General features: G+C 54.6%; 24 protein-coding genes. 5 read left to right on the forward strand and 19 right to left on the reverse strand.

All coding sequences use genetic code 11. The annotated features are described in order from the left end of the window. Positions 1–152: 152 nt before the first annotated feature. Entirely contained in the window at positions 153–1,985 is a 1,833-nt protein-coding gene (locus GT3570_RS14725) for a pyruvate kinase (RefSeq protein ID WP_231293749.1), read from the reverse strand. 408 nt (positions 1,986–2,393) lie between these two features. On the opposite strand from GT3570_RS14725, the gene GT3570_RS14730 reads away from it, so the two are divergent. Continuing rightward, a complete protein-coding gene (locus tag GT3570_RS14730) occupies positions 2,394–2,957 on the forward strand; it encodes an FAD-dependent oxidoreductase (RefSeq protein WP_011232490.1) in 564 nt (187 codons plus the stop codon). A 136-nt stretch (positions 2,958–3,093) separates the two neighbouring features. Here GT3570_RS14730 and GT3570_RS14735 read toward each other — a convergent pair whose 3' ends face one another. The 14 genes from GT3570_RS14735 to hpaB all read right to left on the reverse strand — a co-directional run bounded on the left by GT3570_RS14735 (position 3,094) and on the right by hpaB (position 16,604). Next, positions 3,094–3,561, reverse strand: a complete 468-nt coding sequence (locus tag GT3570_RS14735) for a flavin reductase family protein (protein WP_011232491.1) — start codon at positions 3,559–3,561, stop codon at positions 3,094–3,096. Positions 3,562–3,772: 211 nt separating this feature from the next. Further along, complete coding sequence (locus GT3570_RS14740) at positions 3,773–4,498, reverse strand: ABC transporter ATP-binding protein (protein WP_011232492.1); 726 nt, start codon at positions 4,496–4,498, stop codon at positions 3,773–3,775. After that, positions 4,498–5,268 (reverse strand): ABC transporter ATP-binding protein, encoded by a 771-nt coding sequence (locus tag GT3570_RS14745; RefSeq protein ID WP_011232493.1) that lies wholly within the window; start codon positions 5,266–5,268, stop codon positions 4,498–4,500. Before GT3570_RS14745 ends, GT3570_RS14740 begins: the two co-directional genes overlap by 1 nt. Further along, positions 5,265–6,329, reverse strand: coding sequence for a branched-chain amino acid ABC transporter permease (locus GT3570_RS14750; protein WP_014196690.1), 1,065 nt, complete (start codon positions 6,327–6,329; stop codon positions 5,265–5,267). Before GT3570_RS14750 ends, GT3570_RS14745 begins: the two co-directional genes overlap by 4 nt. A gap of 13 nt (positions 6,330–6,342) precedes the next feature. Next, positions 6,343–7,224, reverse strand: a complete 882-nt coding sequence (locus tag GT3570_RS14755; protein ID WP_062898912.1) for a branched-chain amino acid ABC transporter permease — start codon at positions 7,222–7,224, stop codon at positions 6,343–6,345. 61 nt (positions 7,225–7,285) lie between these two features. After that, a complete protein-coding gene (locus GT3570_RS14760) occupies positions 7,286–8,455 on the reverse strand; it encodes an ABC transporter substrate-binding protein (protein WP_011232496.1) in 1,170 nt (389 codons plus the stop codon). A gap of 79 nt (positions 8,456–8,534) precedes the next feature. After that, positions 8,535–9,182 (reverse strand): GntR family transcriptional regulator, encoded by a 648-nt coding sequence (locus GT3570_RS14765; protein ID WP_011232497.1) that lies wholly within the window; start codon positions 9,180–9,182, stop codon positions 8,535–8,537. Positions 9,183–9,221: 39 nt separating this feature from the next. Further along, a complete protein-coding gene (gene hpaE, locus GT3570_RS14770) occupies positions 9,222–10,733 on the reverse strand; it encodes a 5-carboxymethyl-2-hydroxymuconate semialdehyde dehydrogenase (protein WP_011232498.1) in 1,512 nt (503 codons plus the stop codon). 15 nt (positions 10,734–10,748) lie between these two features. Beyond that, entirely contained in the window at positions 10,749–11,135 is a 387-nt protein-coding gene (locus GT3570_RS14775; RefSeq protein ID WP_011232499.1) for a 5-carboxymethyl-2-hydroxymuconate Delta-isomerase, read from the reverse strand. A gap of 17 nt (positions 11,136–11,152) precedes the next feature. Next, positions 11,153–11,893: a fumarylacetoacetate hydrolase family protein gene (locus tag GT3570_RS14780; RefSeq protein WP_011232500.1), complete on the reverse strand. Its 741-nt coding sequence runs from the start codon at positions 11,891–11,893 to the stop codon at positions 11,153–11,155. Beyond that, positions 11,890–12,669, reverse strand: a complete 780-nt coding sequence (locus GT3570_RS14785) for a fumarylacetoacetate hydrolase family protein (protein ID WP_025039297.1) — start codon at positions 12,667–12,669, stop codon at positions 11,890–11,892. The genes GT3570_RS14780 and GT3570_RS14785 overlap by 4 nt, the downstream gene beginning before the upstream one ends. Positions 12,670–13,026: 357 nt before the next feature. Beyond that, positions 13,027–13,968, reverse strand: a complete 942-nt coding sequence (gene hpaI / locus GT3570_RS14790; protein ID WP_020278416.1) for a 2,4-dihydroxyhept-2-ene-1,7-dioic acid aldolase — start codon at positions 13,966–13,968, stop codon at positions 13,027–13,029. A gap of 131 nt (positions 13,969–14,099) precedes the next feature. Then, positions 14,100–15,083: a 3,4-dihydroxyphenylacetate 2,3-dioxygenase gene (gene hpaD, locus GT3570_RS14795; protein ID WP_033012356.1), complete on the reverse strand. Its 984-nt coding sequence runs from the start codon at positions 15,081–15,083 to the stop codon at positions 14,100–14,102. Positions 15,084–15,125: 42 nt separating this feature from the next. Beyond that, positions 15,126–16,604 carry a 4-hydroxyphenylacetate 3-monooxygenase, oxygenase component gene (hpaB, locus tag GT3570_RS14800; protein WP_062898913.1) on the reverse strand — a complete coding sequence of 493 codons (1,479 nt, stop codon included), beginning with the start codon at positions 16,602–16,604 and terminating at the stop codon, positions 15,126–15,128. Between the two features lie 156 nt (positions 16,605–16,760). Here hpaB and GT3570_RS14805 point away from each other — a divergent pair, with 156 nt between their 5' ends. Then, on the forward strand, positions 16,761–17,675 hold the full coding sequence (locus GT3570_RS14805) for a LysR family transcriptional regulator (protein WP_062898914.1): 915 nt from the start codon (positions 16,761–16,763) through the stop codon (positions 17,673–17,675). A gap of 126 nt (positions 17,676–17,801) precedes the next feature. Here the strand turns inward: GT3570_RS14805 and GT3570_RS14810 are convergent, their stop codons facing one another. From GT3570_RS14810 to GT3570_RS14825, 4 genes are all read right to left on the reverse strand, one after another. Beyond that, the gene (locus tag GT3570_RS14810; RefSeq protein ID WP_011232506.1) at positions 17,802–18,701 is read right to left on the reverse strand and encodes a manganese catalase family protein; all 900 of its coding nucleotides are present in this window, start codon (positions 18,699–18,701) and stop codon (positions 17,802–17,804) included. A gap of 21 nt (positions 18,702–18,722) precedes the next feature. Further along, the gene (locus GT3570_RS14815) at positions 18,723–18,959 is read right to left on the reverse strand and encodes a YuzF family protein (RefSeq protein WP_013144273.1); all 237 of its coding nucleotides are present in this window, start codon (positions 18,957–18,959) and stop codon (positions 18,723–18,725) included. A 144-nt stretch (positions 18,960–19,103) separates the two neighbouring features. Then, on the reverse strand, positions 19,104–20,474 hold the full coding sequence (locus tag GT3570_RS14820; RefSeq protein ID WP_023633693.1) for a PepSY-associated TM helix domain-containing protein: 1,371 nt from the start codon (positions 20,472–20,474) through the stop codon (positions 19,104–19,106). A gap of 125 nt (positions 20,475–20,599) precedes the next feature. After that, the gene (locus tag GT3570_RS14825) at positions 20,600–21,775 is read right to left on the reverse strand and encodes a helix-turn-helix transcriptional regulator (protein WP_011232509.1); all 1,176 of its coding nucleotides are present in this window, start codon (positions 21,773–21,775) and stop codon (positions 20,600–20,602) included. Between the two features lie 227 nt (positions 21,776–22,002). Here GT3570_RS14825 and GT3570_RS14830 point away from each other — a divergent pair, with 227 nt between their 5' ends. The 3 genes from GT3570_RS14830 (at position 22,003) to GT3570_RS14840 (ending at position 23,616) form a co-directional block, all read left to right on the forward strand. Beyond that, entirely contained in the window at positions 22,003–22,593 is a 591-nt protein-coding gene (locus GT3570_RS14830; protein ID WP_011232510.1) for a DUF6230 family protein, read from the forward strand. Between the two features lie 21 nt (positions 22,594–22,614). Next, the gene (locus GT3570_RS14835) at positions 22,615–23,040 is read left to right on the forward strand and encodes a DUF6114 domain-containing protein (protein WP_013524576.1); all 426 of its coding nucleotides are present in this window, start codon (positions 22,615–22,617) and stop codon (positions 23,038–23,040) included. A 126-nt stretch (positions 23,041–23,166) separates the two neighbouring features. Beyond that, on the forward strand, positions 23,167–23,616 hold the full coding sequence (locus GT3570_RS14840) for a staygreen family protein (RefSeq protein WP_013524577.1): 450 nt from the start codon (positions 23,167–23,169) through the stop codon (positions 23,614–23,616). Positions 23,617–23,754: the final 138 nt, after the last annotated feature.

Below are 23,754 nucleotides of genomic sequence, written 5' to 3' on the forward strand. Positions count from 1 at the left end.
TTTCTATTGTGCCTGATGTGTTTTTTATTTGTCAACTTTATTTTTATATAGGTTTACATTTAGACAAAAAATATGGAGCCCCCTAACACAGCAGGACTCCTTTTTTGGCGCGGCTCATTTCTCAAACAGACGGCGGAAGCAGTGGCCAACGCTCACCCTTCATCCTCCCACAAGTTAAGCAGGTTCATCCGTTCGCCGTCCGTTTTCGGCATCGCCAGCGATCCACTCTGCCTCTCCTCCTTTTCCAACAACGACGACAATAAGCGCACCGCCTCCGCAATATGCCTTCCTTTGTTCAACATGATGCATTGCGCCTGTTTTCCAACAAAAACATCCGAGATTTCCGCGCGCGACGGAATTCCCTTTTTCGCCATTTGTTCAAGCACTTGCGTCGCCCAAATGACCGGGATGTGAGCCGCCCGGCATAGCGCCAAAACGTCGTTCTGTGCGGCCGCAAGATGTTCAAATCCAATCTCCAGGGCCAAATCGCCGCGCGCAATCATCACACCAAACGCCGGAAACTTCAATCCCTCAAGCAAGATGCGAACGAAGTTATGAAGCGCCGCCCGCGTTTCGATTTTCGCGATCACCGGGAGAGAACCAGCCCCTTGTTCGGCAAGCAAATGATAAAGCTTTCGCAGGTCATGAGGGGCCTGAACAAACGACAGCCCGACGATATCCGCCCATCTCGCGATGAACGGAATCCATTCAAGGTCGCGGTCGGTGAGCGGCGGAACCGTCAAATGGAGAAACGAATCGGGAAGATGGATGCCCGTTCCTTGCTTAATCGCTTTTCGCTTTCCGCCATCGGCAACGACTTTGGCCTCTACATGCCGCTCGTGCACTTTCACGACCCGCGCTGCAATTTGGCCGTCGTTCAAATAAAGGCGGTCTCCCGCCCGCACATTGCGCCACGCTTTCGCCAACGTCGTCGTCATTTTCACACCGCATCCATTCTGCGCCTGTGCAAACGCAGCGTCATCGAAATAAATATACAGCGGTGTACCGACCGTGACAAACGCTTTCATTGGAATGAACAAAACAGAACATAGAGTGAAGGAAGCCGACCCGCGCCGCAGTTTCATCCCTTTTTGCACATAGGCCGTCCGCGAAAGAAGAACTTTAAAACAAGACGGCGCGATTTGTTCCGTGACCCGAAGTTTTCGTTTTTTTCCGCGCACATCGGTAAACAGCAGTTCATCCCCTTCTTCGACGGTCGCTCCGTCCTCAGCCGTCAACTGCCACAAGAATGAAACATCGCGGGGGAGCGGAGACGGCGGCGGGGAAGAAGAGAAGGAAATGAGGCCGAAGAGCGGCTCCATTGGCTCTCCATATAGATTTTTCTTCACAGAGAGCTTCATCGGCCCCGCGTTGACCGCCAAGCGGTCGACCCGGATTTTTGGCCCCGGCAGATCCATGTAAATGCGGCATCGCCTCCCCTGCAGCTGTTGCTCCAACTGCTTCTCGGCTTGACGAATGATGGCCACGAGCGCCTCCCACGTTTCTGGAGAACCGTAGGCGCAGTTGATGCGGGCAATGTCCATGCCATAAAGAAGCAGCCGCTCGATCAGCCCCGGCTCATCCACCCATGCCTCGTCCATCGTCACCATAATGCGTGTCGGCCGAACAGAACTTGGGCTTCCGAACACTGCCTCCGCCCGTTTATGAAGCAACTGTTTCGCTTCCTTTCTTGTCATCTTTCGAAGCTCCCATCCGCCATCAACCCGCGTGCGCAAATATGCCAAAACTTGTTCGATCGCGTCGATGAGATGAGCCTCTTGCCCCTCGAGCCGCCATCCGGCGTCTTCCATCGCTTCATGCAAATCCGACGGCATATGCTCCCTCATATATAAGTAAGCAAGCAACTGATCCCGGCTCTCTTCATGGGATGGAAGAGGAAAATACTTCTGCTTTTGTCCCACCCACTCCGCCATCCCTCGGTAAAAAGCGGCCAAGCGGGCGCCCAAATCTCGTTTGTCGTGCATCAGCGGCACCAACCCTTGTGAAAAATGCGGTTTTACTTTTATATATTCGCCGCCACCCCAAATGAGGACAGAAAAAAACCGGCGCCATTCGCCGGTTGAATACGACAGAAACAGGAAATCGTTTTTAGCGATATGATTTTTGAACCACAATTTTCGTCCCGCATTGGCAAAGCAGTGAGTGTTTCAGCCGCCGCAACGGCTGGCCGCACTGTTCACAAACGGCCGGTTTATTCACGCGTTTCCTCCCCTTTGCTGCGTGTTTGGTATCTATTATACGCCCATAATTATTTAAAGTAAATATAAAATGATAGCAATTATAAATAAAAAGCAGATCATTTGGACCCTTTTTCCATTTGTGATAAAGTAATGAATGATAGTGCCAATATTCAAAACAAGGAGGCGGTCACGATGTACGACATCGCCATCATCGGCGCTGGACCGGCGGGAGCGAGCGCTGCGATCTTCGCCGCCAAAGCGGGAAAGAAAACAGTGTTGTTTGACAGCGACAAAGGCATGACCAAGCGCGCTTGGGTGGAAAACCATTACGGTGTTCCGGAAATCAGCGGCCCGGAATTGGTCGAAACAGGAAAACGGCAAGCCGCGAAATTCGGCGCGGAATTGGTGGAAACGCAAGTGACAGACGTGCAAAAAACGGACGGCGGCTTCCGCCTCGAAACGGAAAACGGCTCCTTTGAGGCGAAACACGTCATTTTCGCCACCGGCGTCGCCACGGATCTGGCGGAAAAAATCGGCCTGCGCACCAAACCGGGCACGGAGCCGCGCATTAAAACGGTGATTGACGTCGACGCCAATGGCAAAACGAACATCGACGGCATTTGGGCGGCGGGGACGGTGGCCGGCGTCAGCGTTCATACGATCATCACAGCGGGTGACGGGGCGAAAGTCGCCATCAACGTCATCAGCGAACTGAACGGCGAACGGTACGTTGATCACGATGTATTGAAAAAATAACAACGAAGGTGTCCCAAACAGCGGGACACCTTTTCTAATAGCGCCATGGAAACGGCCGGGACGCAAGATGACGGGCTGAACCGCCTGTTGCGTCGTCCCCGCATCGACATAGCGGCCCCGATCCATCCAAGGGCGCTTATTGTCCAATGCTCCGGTACTTCCCTTCAAAAAACAAGAGCGGGTCGCCCGGTTCGTCTTTCATCAAAATATCGGTCACTTCCCCAAAGTAAAGCGTATGATCGCCGGCCACGTACGTGCTGTGGACGTTGCATAAAATATTCGCCAACGCCTCCGGCAAAATCGGATGGCCGTTCACCCAATCAAACGAAACATGGCGTTCTTCTTTCAACTGGCCGGCAAACAAGCGCGACAACTCCTCTTGATCGCGCCGCAAAATGTTGACGGCAAATTTCCCCGTTTGCTTGACAATGTCATGCATTCGCGCTTTGTGACCAATGGAGACGACGACAAGTTTCGGGTCGAGCGAAACGGACATAAACGCGTTCGCCGTCATTCCTTTCGCTTCCCCTTGAAATTCGGTCGTCACGACCGTCACGCCGGTCGCAAATTTTCCCATGGCTCTGCGAAATGTACGATCATCCATACGGTTCTCCCATCCTTCCCTTTTCGTCATCCAGCAGCCCTACGCCTTCAGCTGGCGGTTGGACGGCTTCCCTTCTTGATGTTTCCACACGACGGGCGCTTCGTCCGACATCTTGCCTCTATGGCTGAGACCCATTCATGCCGAAATGAGGGTCAAATCTACCCCCATCATAGCAGAAATAGAGGAAAGAAACAACGACGATATACGGCTGTCATCGGCGGCCCGCCGCTCCAAGGTACGCCTCTGCCACCCGCTCATCGGCAAGCAGCTCGGCGGCCTTCCCGTGCACCACGATGCTTCCCCGTTCCAACACATACGCCTCATCCGCTGTCTGCAGGGCGGCACGCACGTTTTGCTCGACAAGAATCATGGCCGTCTGAAATTGATCGCAGAGCTGTGTCAGCATCCCCATCACTTCCTTGACCACAAGCGGCGCCAGCCCTAACGATGGTTCGTCAAGCAAGAGCAGCTTCGGTCTCGCCATCAGCCCGCGGGCGATCGCCAGCATTTGCTGTTCGCCGCCGCTTAATAGTCCTCCCGGACGGTCGAGCATCGTTTGCAGTTTCGGGAACAGTTCAAGCACCCGCTCATAGTCGCGCTTCACTTCCTGTCCGTCGCGGCGGTGGCGGCGGTACGCCCCCAGCAGCAAGTTATCCCTCACGGACAGGCTGTCAAAAATTTGCCGCCTCTCCGGCACAAGGCAAATGCCTTTTTCAACAATTTGCTCCACCTTTCCGTATGGAAGCGGTTTATGTTCAAAAAGAATCTCCCCTTCGGTTGGAGCGTAGACGCCGGCAATCGTGCCGAGCAGCGTGCTTTTGCCCGCCCCGTTGGCGCCGACAACAGTGACGATTTTTCCTTCGTCCACTTGCAAACTGACCCCTTTTAACACGTGCAAATGGCCGTGGTAGACATGAACGTTGCGAAGCACGAGCATCAGACCGCCTCCTCTCCCAAATACGCCTTGATGACATCAGGATGCCGCGCAATCTCTTCCGGCGCCCCTTCGGCGATTTTTTTCCCATAATCGAGGACGACGATCCGGTCGGCGATCGCCATCACCGTTTCCATATCATGTTCCACGAACAAAAAGGTAAAGCCTTGTTCCCTCATCGCCAGCAACACATCAACGAGCTGCTTTGATTCTTGCGGGTTCAGCCCGGCCATCGGCTCGTCAAGCAAAATGAGCGAAGGACGAGACACAGCCGCCCGAGCGATTTCCACGAGCCGCTGCATCCCATATGGCAGCGTGCCTGCCCGCTTGCAGGCGAGATGGGCCAAACCGACCTGCTCGAGGCAGGAAAACGCCTGTTTCTGCGCTTGCCTTTCTTCTTTCACCGTACGCGGCAGCCGAAAGCCGGCGCTGAGGATTCCGCTCTTCAACCGTGAATGAAATCCGACCATCACATTTTCCAACACCGTCATATCAGAAAACAGCTGCAAGTTTTGAAACGTCCTTGTCATTCCCAGCATCGCCAACTCGTGCGGTTGTTTGCCGCTGACCATGGCTCCTTGAAAACGAACGAGACCACTCGTCGGCGGAATAATGCCGCTGATCATATTGAACAAGGTCGTTTTGCCTGCCCCGTTCGGCCCGATCACCGCGACGATTTCTTCTTTTTTCACGTGAAAGGACACGTTCTGCACCGCCTGAACGCCGCCAAATGACTTGGACAATTGCTCCACTTCGAGCAACACTGCGCTCATCCCCGCTCCCCTCCGATCGAACGCGCCTTATGCCCCTCAACTGCGGCTATCTGCTTCTCTTGACGTCCGCCCATTTCCAAAAAGCGCCGCATCCTCTTTTGCATCACACCCGTCAACCCGTTCGGCATATAAATCAACATGACCACCAACAACAAGCCAAAAAAGACAATTTCAAACTCTCCGCCGGCATTCGGAAGCAACAGCGGGACAACGGCTTTGAGCCATTCTCCTAAGCAGACATAGACGGCAGCGCCGATGAGTCCTCCCCATACGCTGGCTGTCCCGCCAATGACCACCATGATTAAAAAGTAAATCGAAGGGACGATGCCGAATAAATCCGGATTGATAAACGTGACGTAATGGGCGTATAAGCTCCCGGCAATCGAAGCGTAGACCGCGCTGAGCATAAAGATTTGCAGCTTGTATTTCATAATGTTCACCCCAAGGGAGCTTGCTGCCACCTCGCTTCCATGAATCGCCCGCAGCGCCCTTCCGACCCGGGAGCGGACAATATTATGGGCAAACCATAACCCGGCCAGAACAAACAACGAAACGAGGTAGTAAAACTGGAGATCGCTTTGCAACGGAACCCCGGCTATACGGATCGGCGGAATGCCAAAAAAACCATTCAGCCCTCCCGTGATCTCTTTCCATTCCTTGAAAAATGTAAACATAATGACGCCAAAGCCTAACGTCGCCAACGCCAAATAATGCTCACGCAGCCGAAAAACTGGAATGCCGACCACAAGCGCCACCAAAGCAGCCAAAACCGCGCCGGCAGCCAGCGCCAGCCAGGACGGCCATCCCGCATGCGCGGTCAAATAGGCGGACGCATAAGCCCCGATGCCGTAAAACGCCGCCTGGCCGAGCGAAATTTGGCCCGCATACCCCATCAACAGCGTCATCCCTGTGCTTACGAGCGCGTACAGCCCGATGAGAATCAGAGTGCTTAGCACGTAGTTATTGCCGAAGACGAGCCAAGGGAGACCGAGCCAGACGGCTGCGCCAACAAGCAAGAGCCATCGTTTCCGTCCATCCGTCATTCGTTGACCGTGCTCCATCCATCCGCCCCCCTTACACTCGTTTTCCTGTCATCTTGGCAAACAGCCCGTTTGGCATGAAAAACAGAACAAGCAATAGCAGCCCGAAGCTGATCGCTTCTTTGTACCCCGAGGACAAGTATCCTTCCGCAAATGATTCAAGCAGCCCGACGAGAAACGCACCGGCGATCGCCGCCGGGGCGTTCGTCAATCCCCCGACAACAGCGGCGATGAACGCCTTCAGCCCGATCATCATTCCCATATCATAAGACGCGCCCGAAATCGGGGCGATGACCATTCCCGCCAGCGCTCCAAGACCGGCGCTGACGGCAATCGCGCCAAGCGACATTTTGCGGATGTCAATCCCCATCAACCGAGCGGCAAACGGATTGATGACGCAGGCCGCCACCGCCTTGCCGATGTATGTTCGGTGAAAAAACAGATGCAAGGCGGCAAAACTTGCGAGCGAAATGACGATCGCCCAGACGCTTTGCCATTGGATGACCGCTCCAAACACCTCAAGCGCCCCATGGCCCGTAAAGGGGCGCAGCGCGTACGGATCCGTCCCCCAAACAAGCAAGGCGATCCCGCGGAATACAAACGACGCCCCGATCGTAATGATAATGAGCACCGCGACAGGCGAACGGCGCGCCGGCTGAATCGCCAGCCGCTCAAACAGCCCACCGACGACCATCACCGCAAGCATGCTCAAACCGATGGCCGCGGCAAACGGCACTCCGTTATTGACCAACGTAATGCAAAACAACGCCCCCAACATAGCGAAATCGCCTTGAGCCAAATTTAAAATGCCGGTCACGCTGTACGTAATGACAAACCCGAGCGCCACCAACGCGTAAATGCTGCCGACCGTCAGCCCGGAAAACAACAGCTGCACAAACTGGCTCCACGCTTCCATGCCCCGTCCCTCCTTCAACGGTTAGGTGGAACAAAAGGGAATTAGCGACCTCATTCCCTGTTTACTGCTCGGCAAGGACAAACTTGCCGTCTTGAATTTGCACCATCACCAAACTGTCGGCGTCAAGCCCTGTATGGTCGTCTTTCGACATATGGAAGACGCCCGAAATGCCGATAAATTTTCTTGTATTCTCCAGAGCCGACCGTATTTTCTCTTGATCCGCGCCGCCCTCCTTGATCGCATTGACCAACAAATGGAACGCATCCCACGCATGTCCACCAAACGTTGTCGGGGCATAGCCGTACGCTTTCTCAAACTGTTCTTTGTATTTTAGCAGCGTTTCTTTTTGCGGGTCGCTGTCCGGAAGCTGATCGGCCACTAAAATGCGCCCGGCAGGGAACCATACGCCGTTGGCCGCCTCCCCGGCCAAGTCAATAAAGCTTTTCGTGCCGATGCCATGGCTTTCCACAATCGGCGCCTCAATGCCCAACTGGCGGATGTTTTTCGTGACGACCGCCGATTCCTGCGCTGTTCCCCATACGATAATGGCTTGCGGATTCGCTTTTTTCACCTTTGTCAACATCGCTTTCGCATCATCGACCGTCGCCTCAAACTCCTCTTCGATGACGGCTTTCACCCCATATTCCGGGGCATAATGCACAAACTCTTCATGCCCGCTCGTTCCGTATGCATTGGCGACGTTCAGCCAGGCGACGTTCGTCCATCCTTTCTCTTTTAAAAAACCAAGCAGCTTCTGGATGACGATATTGTCCCCTTGAGCGGTTTTAAATGTCCAATGACGTGAGGATCCATCGCTTGGATTGACGATTTGTTTGCTTGCGGCGAGGGAAATGTACGGAATGCCTGCTTTTTCAATGAGTGGAATCATGGCTAAGGAGTTGCCGCTGATCGTGCCGCCAATAATGGCAGTGACTTTGTCTTGTTCGATGAGTTTTTTCGTGGATAATACGGCCTCATTTTGGTTGGACTTGTCATCATAGGCAATCAGCTTGATTTTCTTTCCATCAATGCCGCCTTGCTTGTTCCATTGCTCAACGAGCATTTTGACCGTCTCCATCTCCGGTTTGCCAAGCGGGGCCGCCCCGCCGGAAGCCGAAAAAATGGCGCCAATTTTGATTTCATCCTCTCCTCCCGATGTCGCCGTCTTCCCACAGGCGGCAAGGAAAATGAGCAACAATGCCGCCATCAATAGAGACATTCCTTTTTTCATCTTTTTTTGCCCCCCTTTTATATTGACAACGCTTTCAAATCATCGTTCTCCCGCCAGGCCTCCACCCGGCGGAAGAAGATCAGCGCCGCCGCTTAAACGCTTCGGCGGTGTTGATTTTGTGTTGACGAACGTATTGTTCGATTTCATGCGGCGGCGCCTGTTCACGCAACAGACGGATGATCTCTCTATGTTCTTCGATCGATGCTTTCGCCCGCTGCGGCACAAAGGTGAAGCCGTAGGCGCGGATGCGCTTCATCCGCTGCCAAATTTGCTTGATTTGCTCTTCGAGGTAGGCGTTGCCGCAATGGGCGTAAATCAAGGAATGAAATTCATAGTTCAGCTCGCTGAACCGTTCCAGCTCCAGCTCTTCAAGCGCCCGCTCCATCCATTCGTTCAACCGCTCAAGCTCGTTGATCGCCTCCTTCGTCAAATGGGCGGAGCCAAGCGCGGTCGCATAGCCTTCCAGCACAGCCAACACCGACAGCGTCTCGATATATTCTTTCTCGTTGATGTTGCTCACAACGGCGCCTGTATACGGCTTAAATTCGACAAGCCCTTCCGCCTCGAGCTGGCGGATCGCCTCGCGCACCGGGATGCTGCTGAGTCCAAGCTCGCGGGCGATTTGGTCGATGACGACGCGGTATCCCGGGCCATAGACGCCGTTTTCAATGCGGGAAAGAATATACTCGTAAGCCAATTGGGTTTTGTTTTTCGCTTTCGTTTCCATACATCTATCATATATCACATAATATATGTTGACCAGCTGTTATTTCTGTTCTGCAGACAAAGCGGAAGGCGGCTTCGCCTTGCCGAACGAAGGGATCGGCGGGTCGCCGACCGCGACGTGGACGACTTGCACTTCCGTATAGAAATCAAAGCTGTAATGCCCACCTTCGCGGCCGATGCCGCTGTATTTCGTCCCGCCAAACGGGATGCGCAAATCGCGGACGTTCGGCGAGTTGACCCACGCCATCCCGCTTTCGATCGCTTGGGCGACGCGGTGGCCGCGCTTCATATCGTTCGTCCAGACGTATGCCGCCAGCCCGTATTTCACATCGTTCGCCAGCCGTATCGCCTCTTCTTCATCCGCAAAGGACATGACCGCCATGACCGGTCCGAAAATCTCTTCCTGCGCCACCCTCATGCCGTTATGGCAACCAAGCAGCAACGTTGGCGGCACAAAATTGCCTTTTTCCAACCCTGTTGGAACGCTGGGGGCATAGACGTCCGCCCCTTCTTGCTTGGCGATGTCAATATAGCGGTTCACCCGCTCCCAGTGAGCACGGTGAATGAGCGGGCCAAGCTCGGTCGCTGGAGCCATGGGATCGCCGATGACGATGCGGTCGACGCGCTCTTTGAGCCGGGCGACAAATTCGTCGTAAATCGACTGCTCGAGCAGCAGCCGCGAGTTGGCCGTGCACCGTTCGCCATTGAGCGAAAACACGCCCCAAACCGCCGCATCGAGCGCCCGTTCGAGATCCGCATCGGCGAACACAATGAGCGGCGACTTGCCGCCGAGCTCCATCGATGTTTTTTTCAACGTTGCGGCGCTGTTGCGGATAATTTCCATGCCGGTCGTCGTCTCGCCGGTAAACGAGATGAGGCGCACATCCGGGTGGGCAACCAATGCGGCGCCCGCCGTTTCGCCAAACCCGTGCACGACGTTGAACACCCCGCGAGGCAGCCCGGCTTCATCGATGATTTCCGCCAGTTTATTCGCCGTCAACGGCGACCATTCGGCCGGCTTCAAGACAACGGTGTTGCCGGTCGCCAGCGCGGGAGCCACCTTCCACGTTTCCAGCATAAACGGCGTATTCCACGGCGTAATGAGCCCGGCGACGCCGACTGGTTTATAAACGGTATAGTTTAAAAACTGACCATTCACATGGTACGCCTCGCCGACAAGGCGCGTCTTCACCATTTCCGCGTAAAAGCGGAAGTTTTCCGCCGCGCGGGCGGCTTGCTTTTTCGCCTGGCTGATCGGAATGCCGGTGTCAAGCGCCTCTAAATAGGCGATGTCGTCCGCATACTGCTCAATCAAGTCAGCAATGCGGAAAAGGTAACGAAGGCGCCGTTCGACCGGCATTGTCCGCCACGGCCCGTGATCAAACGCCTCCTTCGCCGCCCGGACCGCTGCGTCGATGTCTTCTTTCCTCCCCTCGGCTATCTGGTTGATCGTCCCGTTCGTAAACGGATTGATGTTGTCGAAATACGCACCGGCTGCCCCTTCCACAAACTGCCCATTGATATAATGAAGCACTTTTGGTTGCACTGCCATTCGTTTCCCCTCCCGCTATGTCCGATAACGCGCATGAATGTTGTTGTGTTTATACGTCCCCGCCTCGCTGAATTCATACAGCTCAAGCGACAGCGCCAAATAGCGTTTGGCGAACAGCGGGGCGAAATGGTCTTTCATCACGGCAAACAGCTCGTCGCCGACTTCTTTTTTCACCTGTTCCGGACGCCCGGCGCCGATTTTCAGCGTCCCGTGCACAAACGCATCGTCTTCGGCCCCATCAGCCACATAATACTCGTCAAGCCGAATGGCGCGCGAGCGGATGCCGCCGACGGGAAACCAATCGCTCCGCTTGATCAACACGCTGTGAATTTTTTTAAGCAAGCCGCGAATATCGGCCTCTTCGCCGATATTGGCCGTGTATTCCAAAATAAAGTGCGGCATCATTCCTCCTCCTTTGGCTAGACGATGTAATTGATCAGCCGGCCGATGCGTTCGATTTCGGCCACGACTTCATCGCCGGGCTGGACGTTCACCGCCCCTTTCGGCGTGCCGGTCAAAATCACGTCGCCAGGCGCGAGCGTCATGAATTCGGTGATGTACTCAAGCAAATACGGGATCGAAAAAATCATATCGCCCGTATATCCTTCCTGCACAACCGCCCCATTGACATACGTCCGCAAACGAAGCGCCATCGGATCGCCGACTTCCTCATGGCTGACGATCCACGGGCCTAGCGGCGTCGTCCGGTCGCGGTTTTTGACGCGGAAATTCGGCCGGTAGTAATTTTCCAAGTAGTCGCGAACAGCGTAATCGTTGGCAATCGTGTAACCGAAAATGTAATCGTACGCCCGTTCCGCTTTCACCCGGCTGGCCGGGCGGCCGATGACGACCGCGAGCTCGCATTCATAATGCATCATGTTGACCCCCTCCGGCCGAACAGTTCGGCCGCGATGGCCGATGAGCGTATTTTTCCCTTTGAAAAATAAAAGCGGCTCTTTCGGCGCAACAAAAGACAATTCGCCGGCATGCTCGGCATAATTCAATCCAAGCGCCACGATCACTCCCGGCTCCACCGGGGGAAGCCACATCACTTCAAGCTCCCCGACGATCGTTCCGTCCGGCAGGCGGAGGCGGCCATCGTCGAGCGGCTCGGCTTCGGTCACGATTCCGTTCCAGGCCACACGCGCCCGCCTCATCATTCATCGCCTCCTTGTTCCAGGGCGATTTCATTTTCCAACACACCGATCCTTTCGATTTCGATGCGCACCACATCTCCTGCTGTAACAAGCGGCGCATCGGCCGGCCAGCTGAAAAACAGCACATCGCCTGGGTAAAGGGTCATAAATTCGGTCACCTCAGCAAGCCATTGTTCGACTGGAAGGCGAAAGCGGCTCGGGTCTGCACGCTGGACGAGGCGCCCGTTGACGTATACGCGTGCGGTCAAGGATGACAGCGGCGACGCTTCCTCTTTCGGCACAATCCACGGGCCGACTGGGGCGAACCCGTCGCGCGCCTGCTCCTTCACCGCCGGGCGGTGCCGCTGCTCGTGTGGAATCGACAGATCATTCACGATCGTATAGCCGAATACAAAATCGAGCGCCTGCTCGCGCCGCACGCGCGCCGCCGTCCGCCCGATCACCAGCCCGAGCGCCGGAGCAGCCTGAAGATGCTTCACCCAACGAGGCAAAAGCACCGGACGCCGATGGGCGTTGATGGTGTTTGCCGGCTTCATATACAGCACCGGGCCTTCCGGCGGCTTTTCATACGGCGGGGCGTTCATCTCTTTTGACAGCGCCGCCCACTCCTTTCCATCATTCAGCGCCACCCCGTACATCGCCCCGCCAATAGGCGCGTCCCATTCCAATTCATCAATGCGGTGCGTCTGCCCGCCAAACGACACCGTCCCGCCGTGCGGATCCGCCTTTGCCTCAATCGTCCGCCTCATGCCGGCCAGACGCAAGCGCACATTCGCCATCATGTATCCTCCTCATCTGTATCGATGCCATTTGAAGCTTTACCATTTGCAGCTCTTACCGAGCATTTGATCGCGCTTTGGCGTGACGGAGGCAAGCCTGCGGCTTGCCTTCGACAGTCAAAAATGGATGAGCCACTTTTCCGTCAAGGATATGTTAAACGATTTCGTTGCATCTAATATGCCTGTTGCCAGGCGTGTTGATGAACCAATCAAAATCAGTTGAGAAAGCACTGTTCCCGGCTTTTCTGCCGCCGTCGGCAAGCGGTTCGCTTGCCGACGGAGCGTGCAGCTGCATGGCGCTCTGTTTTCGGGAAGCAACGAATCATCAACACTCGTGACCGGTTGCACGCGCTTGTTTTATGTCGCTTTTTGCATTTCTTCGTCCCGCGTCTCTTCGGCCAGCAAGCCGTATTTGACGAGCGTGCGGCGGATTTGCTGCTGATGTTCTTCGCTTGGCAAATCGAGCGGCAGCCGGAGCTTCGGGGTGATTTTCCCCATCATCCCGAGCGCCGCTTTCACCGGACCTGGATTCGTTTCAATGAACAGCACATCATTGAGCTCCATCAGTTCAAAATGAAGATCTTGCGCCCGCTTGATGTCGCCTTCAAACCAAGCGTCGTGCAGCTCGGCCACTTTATGCGGCACGACGTTCGCCGTCGCGCTGATCGATCCGGCGCCGCCGATCGCCAGCATCGGATAGCACAAAAGCTCGATGCCGGAAAAGAGAAGGAAATCGCGCCCGCAATGCCACAACACCCGGTTGACATGCTCGAAGTCTTTGTTCGACTCTTTCACGCCGATAATGTTCGGACAATCTTCGGCCAGCCGCGCCAACGTTTTGACTTCCAAATTGACCGCCGTCCGCCCCGGAATGTTGTAGACGATGATCGGAATGTCGACCGCCTCGGCCACCGCCTTAAAATGTTTATACAGCGCCTGCTGGGACGGACGGTTGTAATACGGGACGATGACCATCGCGGCATCGGCCCCAATCTCTTGCGCAAATTTGGTCAGCTCGATCGTTTCCGCATGGTTGGTCGAGCCCGTCCCCGGCACGAACGGCACCCGACCCTCCACCGCTTTTTTCGCCGTTTCCATCACCTGTTTTCGCTCTTCAAGCGTCAGCGAGCTCGGCTCTCCCGACGTTCCCGTGACGGAAATGCCGTGCGTGCCGCTTTCAATATGCCAATCGATGAGCGCGGCGAGCGCCGCAAAATCAACGTTTCCTTCCTCATCAAACGGCGTGACGACCGGCGCGATCGAGCCGCGCAGCCGTTCTTTCGCCTCGTGGTATGCCATCCCCTTGCCCCCTATTGGCTTTATTTTTCTGAATCTTATTTATATTGTACACACTATCATATATGAAATCAACGATAAAATCATATATAATCATGATCCCGAAAACCGAGCAGAAGGGCGGCGGTCTTTTTCTAAATCAGGAAGGTCGGTTTCCGCTTCGCCAATGTCGGTTCGTTCGGCTCGATCGGCTGGCCGCTGTGAACGTCAAGAACGACGGACGCCTCTTCAAACCAGCTGTCCGGCGCCGCATGCCCCCAGAACGTTTGACGGCGCGGATCGTCCAAATCCCAGCGGATCGGCGGAAAATCGGGGTCGCTCGTCAAATAATCGCCGTTATACAGCTCAATTCGGTGGCCATCCGGGTCGCGCAAATAGACAAAGAAGGCGTTCGACAATCCGTGGCGGCCCGGCCCGCGTTCAATGTTCGGCGCATATCCGGCCGCCGCCAGCACATCGCACGCATGGATCAGGCTGAGCGGGTCCGGCAGCCAAAACCCGATATGGTGAAGGCGCGGCCCTTTTCCGTTCATCAGCGCCAAATCGTGGACGTTTTGCTTCCGGTGCAGCCATGCAGCCCAAAGTTTCCCATCCTCTGTTTCCGTATACTCCGAGCAGGCAAAGCCCAAACCATGGACATAAAAGTCGTACGCGTTCTTTACATCTCTAACCGCGCAGTTGAAATGATCGATGCGCTGCACGCGGGCGCCGCGGTGCAAGTCATACCGCTGCAAAAGCCGCTCTGTTTTCTCCATCTGGGCAAAAAACTCAAGCGGCAGCCCGGACGGATCTTGAACGCGAAATGCCCGACCGACGGCGCGCTGGCTCCCGTCTTCCAGCCATTTCGGCTGCAGCGTTTGCGCCGCAAACCATTCATAAAGCGCTTCCAATTCCTGCTCGGAACCGACTTTGTAGCCAAGCGCCTCGACCGCGGGGCGGGGCGCCTTTTTCAATAGAAGGCTATGATGATGATATTCTTCAAGTCCACGCAAATACAAATGGCTCTCATCCGCTTCTGTCACGACAAACCCAAGCACCCGTTCGTAAAAATCGCGGGCGGCGGCCAAATCGGTCACATGCAGCACCGCGCGGGCGCAGCGAATAATGGAAAATGTCATCATCCTTCTCCCCTTTCGAAAAATCCAACTCAATTTGCACTGTCACCGCTGGCTGTCGGAAGGAATGAACACGCTTTTGGTGCCGCGCAGAAATTCGCGTACAAACTGTTTATACGGCTCTTTTTCGTAGCCGTCAAAATACGCCATCCCCATCCGAACGGGATCTCCGAAAAAGTAATATTCGTAATGCGTCTGTCGGGCTCCGAACGCGCTCATCGTGAGATCCCAGGCGAGACGGAACAGCTGGACGCGTTCATAGCCGTCCACCGTCGCCCCTTGCATCGCGCGGCGGACGATATCTCCAATTTCTTCATGATGGAAATCGGCTTCAGTCGGAATCGCCATCAACCCCGATGCTCCTAAAATGCGGATGATCTCCGAAAGCCGTGGATAAATGCGCGGATACCAGTTGCGCGCGGCATCGAGCGCGGCAAAATCCGGCGTCATCGTTCCCCAGCGGTCTCGCTTCGCATTGTGCTCAGCCCGGTACAGGTGGCTCTTCATCGTCTCGAGGACGAGCATGATTTCCGCCCCTTTATCTTTCACATGCTGGAATTCGCCGATGCCGATTGCTTCGATCAGACAAAGCGTGACACCGAGCAAAAACTCCGTTTTGACGATGTTTTTCGCCACCACTTGATGGGACATATGAATGACCGCGTTCGTCTCACGGAACGTCCGGTTGCAAATCGATGAATTGCCGCAAACAAACACGCGCTCCCACGGCACAAACACGTTTTCAAACGAAACGATGGCATCGCCCTCTTCAAAGCGGGACGCCAGCGGATGGTCCCACGCACTCCGCCCGTAGTCAAACGCCTCGCGGCAAATGAACTTGACGCCCGGCGTATTGTTCGGAATGGCAAAGGCGAGCGCGTACGGGTCTTCACCAGCTGTCGATTTTTTCACGGTTGATGGAAACACTAAAATTTCGTCCGTAATCCCGCCTTGCGTCGCCAACAGACGGATGCCGCTGACGATGATCCCGTCTTTTCGCCGTTCCACCAAATGGAGCGGCACATCGGCATCGTTTTGTTCATGAAGCGCCTTGGCGCGATTCATTTGCGGATGGATGAGCGTGTGCGTCAAGCTGATGTCGTTTTCACGCGCGTACTCATAGTAGTTTTTCGCGTTTTCGGCAAACATCGGATCATCTTCGGCAAATAGATCATTGGCGACGCCCATGGCCATGACTTCCGCGTTTAAATAATCGGGAGAACGGCCCATCATCCCCGCCGACATACGCGCCCATTCTTGCGTCGCCTCGCGGCGGGCGATGAGCTCGTCAATGGTTGTCGGCTGAATGAACGTCATGCCGACGAACTGCCCGGTTGTCGGCGACCGGTACAACATTTTCTCCGGCTTTTCATATTGCCGGTCGTAAAGCGCCGCCATCGAACGGACGACGTTGCGGAACGCCGGATGAACAGTGACATCCTCAACTTTTTCCCCGTGGATGTACACGCTGCTTTTCGCCCGCTTGAGCCGCTCCATATACTCCTGACCTGTTTTGGCCGGCATTTTCATTCCCCCCGTTTTCACGTATAATAGATAAGGAAGCGCTATCATTCAGAATGTTCAAAATTAATATAACATATGATTTCATATATGAAAAATACAAAAATGATCAACCATCCTATACGAAAAAGATATGGAAGCAAGAGAGGAGGCACGGCCATGATCGATGTGAAGCAGCTGAAATACTTCGTCACGATTGCCGAAGAGGGGCAAATCACCAAAGCGGCGCAAAAGCTTCATATCGCCCAGCCGCCGCTGAGCCAGCAGCTGAAGCAGCTCGAAGAAGAGCTCGGCGTTCCTTTATTTGACCGGAAGGCGAAAAAAATGGAGCTCACCGCACCGGGCAAAGCGTTTTACGAAAAGGCGAAACGGCTGCTCGCCCAGCTGGATGACGCCGTAGCGGAAGTAAAAGAAATCGAAGAGGGAACGGCGGGAACGCTGTCGATCGGCTGCGTCAAATCGTGCTTTTACTATTTGGCCCAAGCCATCCGTCACTTCCATGAACAAGCTCCGAACGTGACCTTTCATCTCCGTGAAGGAGATACATTTTCCATTTGCCAGCTGCTTTACGAGCGGCACATTGACATCGGCATCGTCCGCCTGCCGATCGACTCGGCTGATTACGACGTCATCCGTCTGCCCGGCGAACGTTATGTCGGCGTGCTGCCGGCGCAATGGAAAACCGGCCAAACCGCGTTATGCATGCGCGATTTTGCTGATTGGCCGCTTCTCCTTCTCCACCGGGTGCACGGCGCCGGACAGTACGAGCGGGTCATCGAGGAATGCCGCCGCCATGGCTTTGAACCGAACGTTCTATGCGAATGCCCGGACGCGACCATATTGCTCTCCCTTGTCGCCCAAGGCCTCGGGGCCACCATTGTGCCGCAATCCACTGTAGCCTTGTTTCGCCTCCCCGGCATCAAGGTGCTGGAGATCATCGACTCTTCCATGACAGCGGAAGCCGCCGCCATCCTCGACCGACAACGGTATTTGCCGAAAAGCGCCCGAACATTCCTCGACGTGCTCCAAACCGCTGCGGCCCGCGCCGCCGGCGAACAACATGAAGAAAGATAGCGATTCCTCCAATCGTGGACGCTCAAGTGAAGGGAAAAAACAACATTGGCGTCATCTCTTCGTTGCGCCGCCCTTTTTGTTCAACGACCGGCTTTCCAAAAAAATCAGGCGCCGTTGGGCGCCTCATCACAACCCTGCCGACCGTTGCAGCCGCTTGGCGATTTCGAAAAAATCTTCGGCCGAAATCCCGGGGGCGAATTCTTCCGGCACTTCGTCCAAATCGGGGATCGCCCCCCCTTGGGGCGCTCCTTCAACCACCTCGAGCGGCTGTCCATCGCTTGGATGGGTTCCTTGCCAAATGCGGACGATTTCTTTGTAATAGCGATCGCTGAACGTATAAAGCCGGCGGTGGACGCCTTGATCCTCATACTTTCTCGCCTCGTCGAACACACGGTTATCCAACTTCGGGATCGGCAGCAGTTTCGTCACATCGACCCCCGTAGCCACTTCGATCGCTTTGGCGTACGCCAAAATATGAACGCCGCCGCGCACAAGCAAGTAGCCGATCATCTCGCGGGCGGTAGGGTGGTCCGTCATTTCATAGACGCGCATTTTATGCGTGCGCGCTCCGCATTCCAGGAAAAAGTTGTGAAGCAAATCCAAAATCAAGTTGCCGCTGTTGAACACGTACTCCCCCGTCCACGCCTTCCCCATCGAATCGCCGGGAAACGCCGTCTGCGCCGTCGCGATAAAATGATACGTATTGCGCTTGTCTTTCGCATCCTTCATCGGCGCTGTATCCGGATCACCTGGATGGGTGGAGCCGGTCAAGCAAAGGTTGATCGCATTGGACACGAGCTCCACATGGCCAAACTCTTCGGCGGTGATGCTCGCCACCAACTCGTAAAACGGGCGCAGCTTCTTTTTTTGCCGAAAATTGAATGACTGAAACAAATAATTGTTTAACGTCGACATTTCTCCGAAACGGCCGCCAAGCAGCTCCTGAACAGCGGCAGCCGCATTGGGGTCCGCGTATTTGGGCTTCGGCAATTCAATCGCCAGCCGGTCGATCCGCTGAAATACCACGACTCTTTTCCTCCTTTTCCATTAATTGCTGAGGCGAACAGACACCACTTGCGCCAAGCGGATGTAATAAACCGCCTGATGCGCCGAGATGACGATATGGTCCGGCTTCACATCCCTCACAGTTCCTTGGATCGAACCGCGGACTGTTTCCACCACCACTTCTTTGCCGTTCAAAGCTTGGAAAGCGTGGTACACATACGGATCAACCAGGGCAATGAGCTGCGGTGACGAAGCATGAGACGCGTAGGGCTGGTTCATTCTCATTTCCTCCCTTTTGATGCGCTGAAGAAGATTCCCTTTTTATCCATATGCCGCCCCATGCAGAACATGACAAAAAAACCCAACGTCGAGAAAAGAAAGCGGCCTGATGCTCAAGGACATTCAAGCCGCTTCCAAAGATGTTTACGCCGCTAGAAAGCGGCGAATGCTCGGAATCTTTTGCACAACAAAACGATCAAACAGCCAAATTGCGGCGAGCGACAAAGCAAATAACGGCATCACAATTCCTGCAGCGATCATGCCGCCCCACACCGTTTTCGCCGCTTGAGGGTCTTTCACCCGCGCCGGAGCGCCGAAACCGTCTTTCGGCTTGCGCTTGCGCCACATGACAAAGCCGCTGACGCACAAAAACACAAGCCCGAGGCAAAAAACGAGATTGACGAGCTGATTGGCCAGCCCAAACAACCGCCCTTCATGGAACGCGATGCCAATCGTAATCGCTTTGGCCAATGCGCCGTAGTCGGAAAAGCGGACATCGCTCAGCACCCGTCCCGAATATTGGTCAATATGCAAGGTGGCGTTATCCCACGGCTTCGTCTTCGATGTCGCAACGGTAAACACCCCTTTCGGCCCTTGCGGCAGCGAAATGGTGAACGGCTTTTTCACCTTTTTCGCCTCCGCGATCGCATACACGTCATCGAGCGACAACGAAGTCGTGTTGTGTGTATGAACAGAAGGCACCGGCAGTTGCTCGGCCGCCCATGGCACGTCTTGCGCCACGTCTTTGGTGACCACTTTCGATTCCGGCTTCGGTCCGAAGCTGAACGCAAACGGCGGATACCCGGTGTTTGTCGCCGTCGCCACGCGGTTGATCGCTTCCCCCATGACCCCTGTCCACGGCATCCCCGTCACAATGAGCAGCAAAATGCCGATGCTCAACCATATGCCTGTCACTGCATGCCAATCGCGCCAAGCCAACCGTTTTTTCGCCCGCCAGCGCGGCCAAAACGTCCCGAGAACAGAGAATGATTGCCGCGGCCACCAAAGATAGAGGCCCGTGGCCAACAAAATAAAGCCCCAACAAGCCGCCAGCTCTACAAAACGGTTGGCCGCCGTTCCGCCAATCAATAGCTCGCTGTGGATTTTTTTCGCGATTTCCGTCCAATTCTCATCCGCGCGCAGCGCCCCCTGCACTTTGCCGGTATACGGATTGACAAAAGCAAACACCATTTCCCCTTTGTCCATCATCCCGATTTTCACGGTCCGATTCGCTTCTTTCTCAAGCGTCACAGAGACAACGGAATCATGCGGATATTTCTCCTTGACCCGTTCCGTCAGCTCAACGAGAGACAGCCTTTTTTCCCCTACCTTGTCCACCTCGTACAAATGGCCGTACAGAGCCGATTCGATCTGCGGCTTAAACAAATAGACGGCCCCGCTCAACGCCAAAATGATCAGAAACGGCGCAAAGATGATCCCGGCATAGAAATGCCACCTCCAGACCGCCGCATACATCGGCCGCTGTTTGTCCGCCGCCTTCACCGTTTGTTCCACAGTTTTCCCCCCTGCCATGTTTTCATGTTTTTCAGTAGGCAGTATAGAACAAAACTGTGTCCAAACGGTGAGCAATCGGCGAAAATGGTGTGAAATGAAACGGCCGGACAGACCGGTCCGCCTCATCATCCGATCAACCCAAGACGCAGCGCTTTTGCCACCGCTTCCGTCCGATTTTTCGCGTTGAGTTTCCTCAAGGCGCTGGAAATGTAGTCGCGCACCGTAAATTCGCTCAAATAAAGCTGACAGGCCGCTTCCAATGTCGAGGCTCCGTCGGCGAGCAGCTTCAAAATCTCGATTTCTCTTGGCGACAAGGATTCCGCCCTCCCTTCCCATTCTTTTTTTGGCGCCTTGATCCATTTCAACAGCAACTCCCCCGCGCTTTGGCCAAATTTCATCAGCGCGGGAAACAGGCGGCGGTCAACGGCAAAGAAGCGGCCCGGTCCGCGGTCGAGAACGACGCCTCCAATCATCCGCCCTTCCGTCGGCACATACACCGGAACGATCACCAGTGAGGCCAAACCGAACAAATCCACATACAGGCGCGGAAACTGTTCGCTCGCCCTCGGCACATAAATCGGACGAAAATGGCGAAATTCATGCACTTCCGCTTTCAATTTCCCCACGCTTTCTTTCAACATCGGAATGCTGTCCAATTCCACGCGCAAGCGCTGAATTTGCCCATTGTCCACGCCATGCCCGTGCAGACCGATGGCTGTGCTCTCCTGATTGACAAATTGAAACAGAGCGCAGCGGCTGAAAGGAAGAAAATAGGAAAAACCAAAACAAATATGCGCCGCCGATTCCTCAAACGTCTGCGCCCGCAAAATCCATTCGTTGAACAAAATGACGGCATCTTTCCACAAGGATTCTTTTTTCCACGAGGAATCGCCGCCGATTTTGAATGATTGCTCATTCACTTCATACAACAACCATTCATTCCATTTGAAAAACAAATACCGCACGGCTGGGTGCAGCGCAGCAGCCGCTGACGCATGCGCCTTCAACACTTGATGAACCGTATTTTCCATTAAATTCAGGGAAAATATGATCATCTCCGGATGAAACGCCGCAATGCGTTCGAGATGCCCATTCGCTGGATGTTCGCCCCCGTACGGGAGCAATCTTGCCTGAACGAATGCGCACAGCGTGGAAAACACCTCTTGAACCCGCGCATTCCGCTTGCCAAGCGCTTCGCCGATCCGCTTCCATTCCCGGTTCAATTCCGCCGCATACCTGTGCAAGATGTCGGCCGCTTCATGAAGCAAACGAAGCAAGTGATCATTTAATTCCTTCGACATCCCCATCCTCCCCCCGCATCCCCGCTAGTGATCGACTACTTTGATCATCTACTTTCTTAATTCGATCGGTCAATTCCTTCTTTTGCCCGTCACGGTTGTCCAAGAGCACTTAAAAAATCCGACAAACATAGGGATTTAATGGAATGTATAATTGTCATAAAATTTAAACAGATTCACTAAAGCGCTTACAGCGCTTATCATTCAAAAAAAGGGGGAGGAGAAACGCCATGGAAATGGCAACAAAACCGGTCATCATTGGGGGGCGCACGGCGAAAAAGCCGCTGATCGCCGCACTGTTGGGAGGGTTCCTGCTTCTCGGAGCCTTGCTGTCGATCTTCGGGCTGACAGGCGTCGCCTATGCCGTACCAATCAGCGGGGTCGGCGAATTTACCGTTCAATTTGACAAACTGAATGGCAGCGGGTTTAAAATGTACGGCGGCGTGGCGGAAGCAGGCAATGCGCCGCAGACGCCGGTCTTCGTCAATGAAATGGATAAAGCGACGATTCAAGGTCTTCGGATTTCGAAAGACTTCCCGGCCTTGGGCATTCGCGTCGTCATTGTCGCGAGCGAGCCTGTCTCCATTGACGGCCTCGTGCAAAAAGCGACGCAAATCAACGGCAACATCTCCTTCGGCAGCTTGACGATGAAAGAAAGCTATGTCGGCGATACCAGCAACCCAGTCGAGAAAGCGGCCAAAGAATTCACACAAGGAGCCGACAGCATTACGATCGAAAACGGTGATATCAAAACCGTCTACTTATTCCAGCAAAAAGTGTCGCTGCCGGGCATGAAAGTGTACTTTGAAAAACTCAACTAATTTCAGTAAGGATGAGAAACATTGGGCATCATTCGTTCTAGCTGGCAGGCGTTCGGTCGCTGGCGGAAACGCCGCCCATTTTGGGGGGCAACGTTTCTCTTGTTATCAAGCCTTGTGATTTTATGGGTTCCGATGCAGCTATACGAAATTTCTCTCGTTCCCGGAAGCATGGTGTTCGCCGGCTTTTTCCTTGGCGGCATGGTCATGTTGATGGGGATTCTTTCCTACGCCATGCCGCGGCTATCCACCTTGCTCGGCATCATCGGTATGTTCAGTGCCATTCTGTCGATCATGGGCGCCTTGGGCGGCTTCTTAGTCGGCACGATTCTCGGCATCATCGGCGGGGCGCTTTGCATCGCCTGGCGCCCGCAATGGGCCGATCCTGCCGCCCCGCTGGCCCATCATGAAGCCGCTGCGGACAAAGAAGCAACCACCGCCACCTCATGAAAAACCATAAAGCAAAACCGAACGCGGATCGACCGTCCCGTTCGGTTTTGTTTTGTCATCGCCGCCAATAAAGGCACATATAGATGAATGAGATCATCCACTTTCCAGAACAGAAGGAGGACCGCCATGAAACACCTTTCTCCCGAGCGACTGCACGTCACCCAGACCGCTGGAATCACCCAGCTGTCACCAGTGAACGGCCGTCTGTACACCTTAACCCACTCGGACACGACTGGCGCCTTATTCCTCACCGTCTCCCGCGCATTTGTCACTGATCAGCTCACTTCTCAACGCGATGAAGTGCTCGGTGAATGGAAACAAGCCGGGCAACAGCTAGTATTGTTTCTCTATGTATTCATTGGCAACCGGCAAATGGGCCGGCAAGAAAATGCGCGCCGGGCGAACGTATTCAAGAAAGAATTGCCGTTGGCGCTCGAAGCCATTCGCTATGGCGACCGCGCTTTTTTTCACACGTACCCGTTTTGTGATTGGTGCCCGATTTTCATTCATTTCACTTCGGAATACCCGGAGCTCAACCGGACGGAATACTACGGCACCCCGTATTTGTACCGCTGACAACCACTTCAGTGATGGGGCTATGCATCGCCGCGTTTTTGGGCAGCCGACAAATCTCTTTCTGTTTCTCAAAACTGTATAAAAATATCGGGCCAACGGTATGCGCGCATTGTAAGAATTACCCTTAAGCATTGCGCT

The sequence above is a fragment of the Geobacillus thermoleovorans genome (genome assembly GCF_001610955.1).
In the GTDB taxonomy this organism is placed as follows: Bacteria; Bacillota; Bacilli; order Bacillales; family Anoxybacillaceae; genus Geobacillus; species Geobacillus thermoleovorans.

Bases quoted from the DNA above. Each gene is read 5' to 3' on its own strand.
- GT3570_RS14725 (WP_231293749.1), bottom strand. From the start codon at position 1,985: ATGCACGACAAACGAGATTTGGGCGCCCGCTTGGCCGCTTTTTACCGA.
- hpaE (WP_011232498.1), bottom strand. From the start codon at position 10,733: ATGGCAGTGCAACCAAAAGTGCTTCATTATATCAATGGGCAGTTTGTG.
- GT3570_RS14735 (WP_011232491.1), bottom strand. From the start codon at position 3,561: ATGGATGATCGTACATTTCGCAGAGCCATGGGAAAATTTGCGACCGGC.
- hpaB (WP_062898913.1), bottom strand. From the start codon at position 16,604: ATGCCGGCCAAAACAGGTCAGGAGTATATGGAGCGGCTCAAGCGGGCG.
- GT3570_RS14840 (WP_013524577.1), top strand. From the start codon at position 23,167: ATGAAACACCTTTCTCCCGAGCGACTGCACGTCACCCAGACCGCTGGA.
- GT3570_RS14750 (WP_014196690.1), bottom strand. From the start codon at position 6,329: ATGGAGCACGGTCAACGAATGACGGATGGACGGAAACGATGGCTCTTG.
- GT3570_RS14730 (WP_011232490.1), top strand. From the start codon at position 2,394: ATGTACGACATCGCCATCATCGGCGCTGGACCGGCGGGAGCGAGCGCT.
- hpaD (WP_033012356.1), bottom strand. From the start codon at position 15,083: ATGACATTTTCCATTATTCGCTGCGCCCGCGCGGTGCTGCATGTGACC.
- GT3570_RS14785 (WP_025039297.1), bottom strand. From the start codon at position 12,669: ATGGCGAATGTGCGCTTGCGTCTGGCCGGCATGAGGCGGACGATTGAG.
- GT3570_RS14805 (WP_062898914.1), top strand. From the start codon at position 16,761: ATGATCGATGTGAAGCAGCTGAAATACTTCGTCACGATTGCCGAAGAG.
- GT3570_RS14755 (WP_062898912.1), bottom strand. From the start codon at position 7,224: ATGGAAGCGTGGAGCCAGTTTGTGCAGCTGTTGTTTTCCGGGCTGACG.
- GT3570_RS14780 (WP_011232500.1), bottom strand. From the start codon at position 11,893: ATGATGAGGCGGGCGCGTGTGGCCTGGAACGGAATCGTGACCGAAGCC.
- GT3570_RS14740 (WP_011232492.1), bottom strand. From the start codon at position 4,498: ATGCTCGTGCTTCGCAACGTTCATGTCTACCACGGCCATTTGCACGTG.
- GT3570_RS14745 (WP_011232493.1), bottom strand. From the start codon at position 5,268: ATGAGCGCAGTGTTGCTCGAAGTGGAGCAATTGTCCAAGTCATTTGGC.
- GT3570_RS14830 (WP_011232510.1), top strand. From the start codon at position 22,003: ATGGAAATGGCAACAAAACCGGTCATCATTGGGGGGCGCACGGCGAAA.
- GT3570_RS14775 (WP_011232499.1), bottom strand. From the start codon at position 11,135: ATGCCGCACTTTATTTTGGAATACACGGCCAATATCGGCGAAGAGGCC.
- GT3570_RS14760 (WP_011232496.1), bottom strand. From the start codon at position 8,455: ATGAAAAAAGGAATGTCTCTATTGATGGCGGCATTGTTGCTCATTTTC.
- GT3570_RS14765 (WP_011232497.1), bottom strand. From the start codon at position 9,182: ATGGAAACGAAAGCGAAAAACAAAACCCAATTGGCTTACGAGTATATT.
- hpaI (WP_020278416.1), bottom strand. From the start codon at position 13,968: ATGGCATACCACGAGGCGAAAGAACGGCTGCGCGGCTCGATCGCGCCG.
- GT3570_RS14815 (WP_013144273.1), bottom strand. From the start codon at position 18,959: ATGAACCAGCCCTACGCGTCTCATGCTTCGTCACCGCAGCTCATTGCC.
- GT3570_RS14825 (WP_011232509.1), bottom strand. From the start codon at position 21,775: ATGTCGAAGGAATTAAATGATCACTTGCTTCGTTTGCTTCATGAAGCG.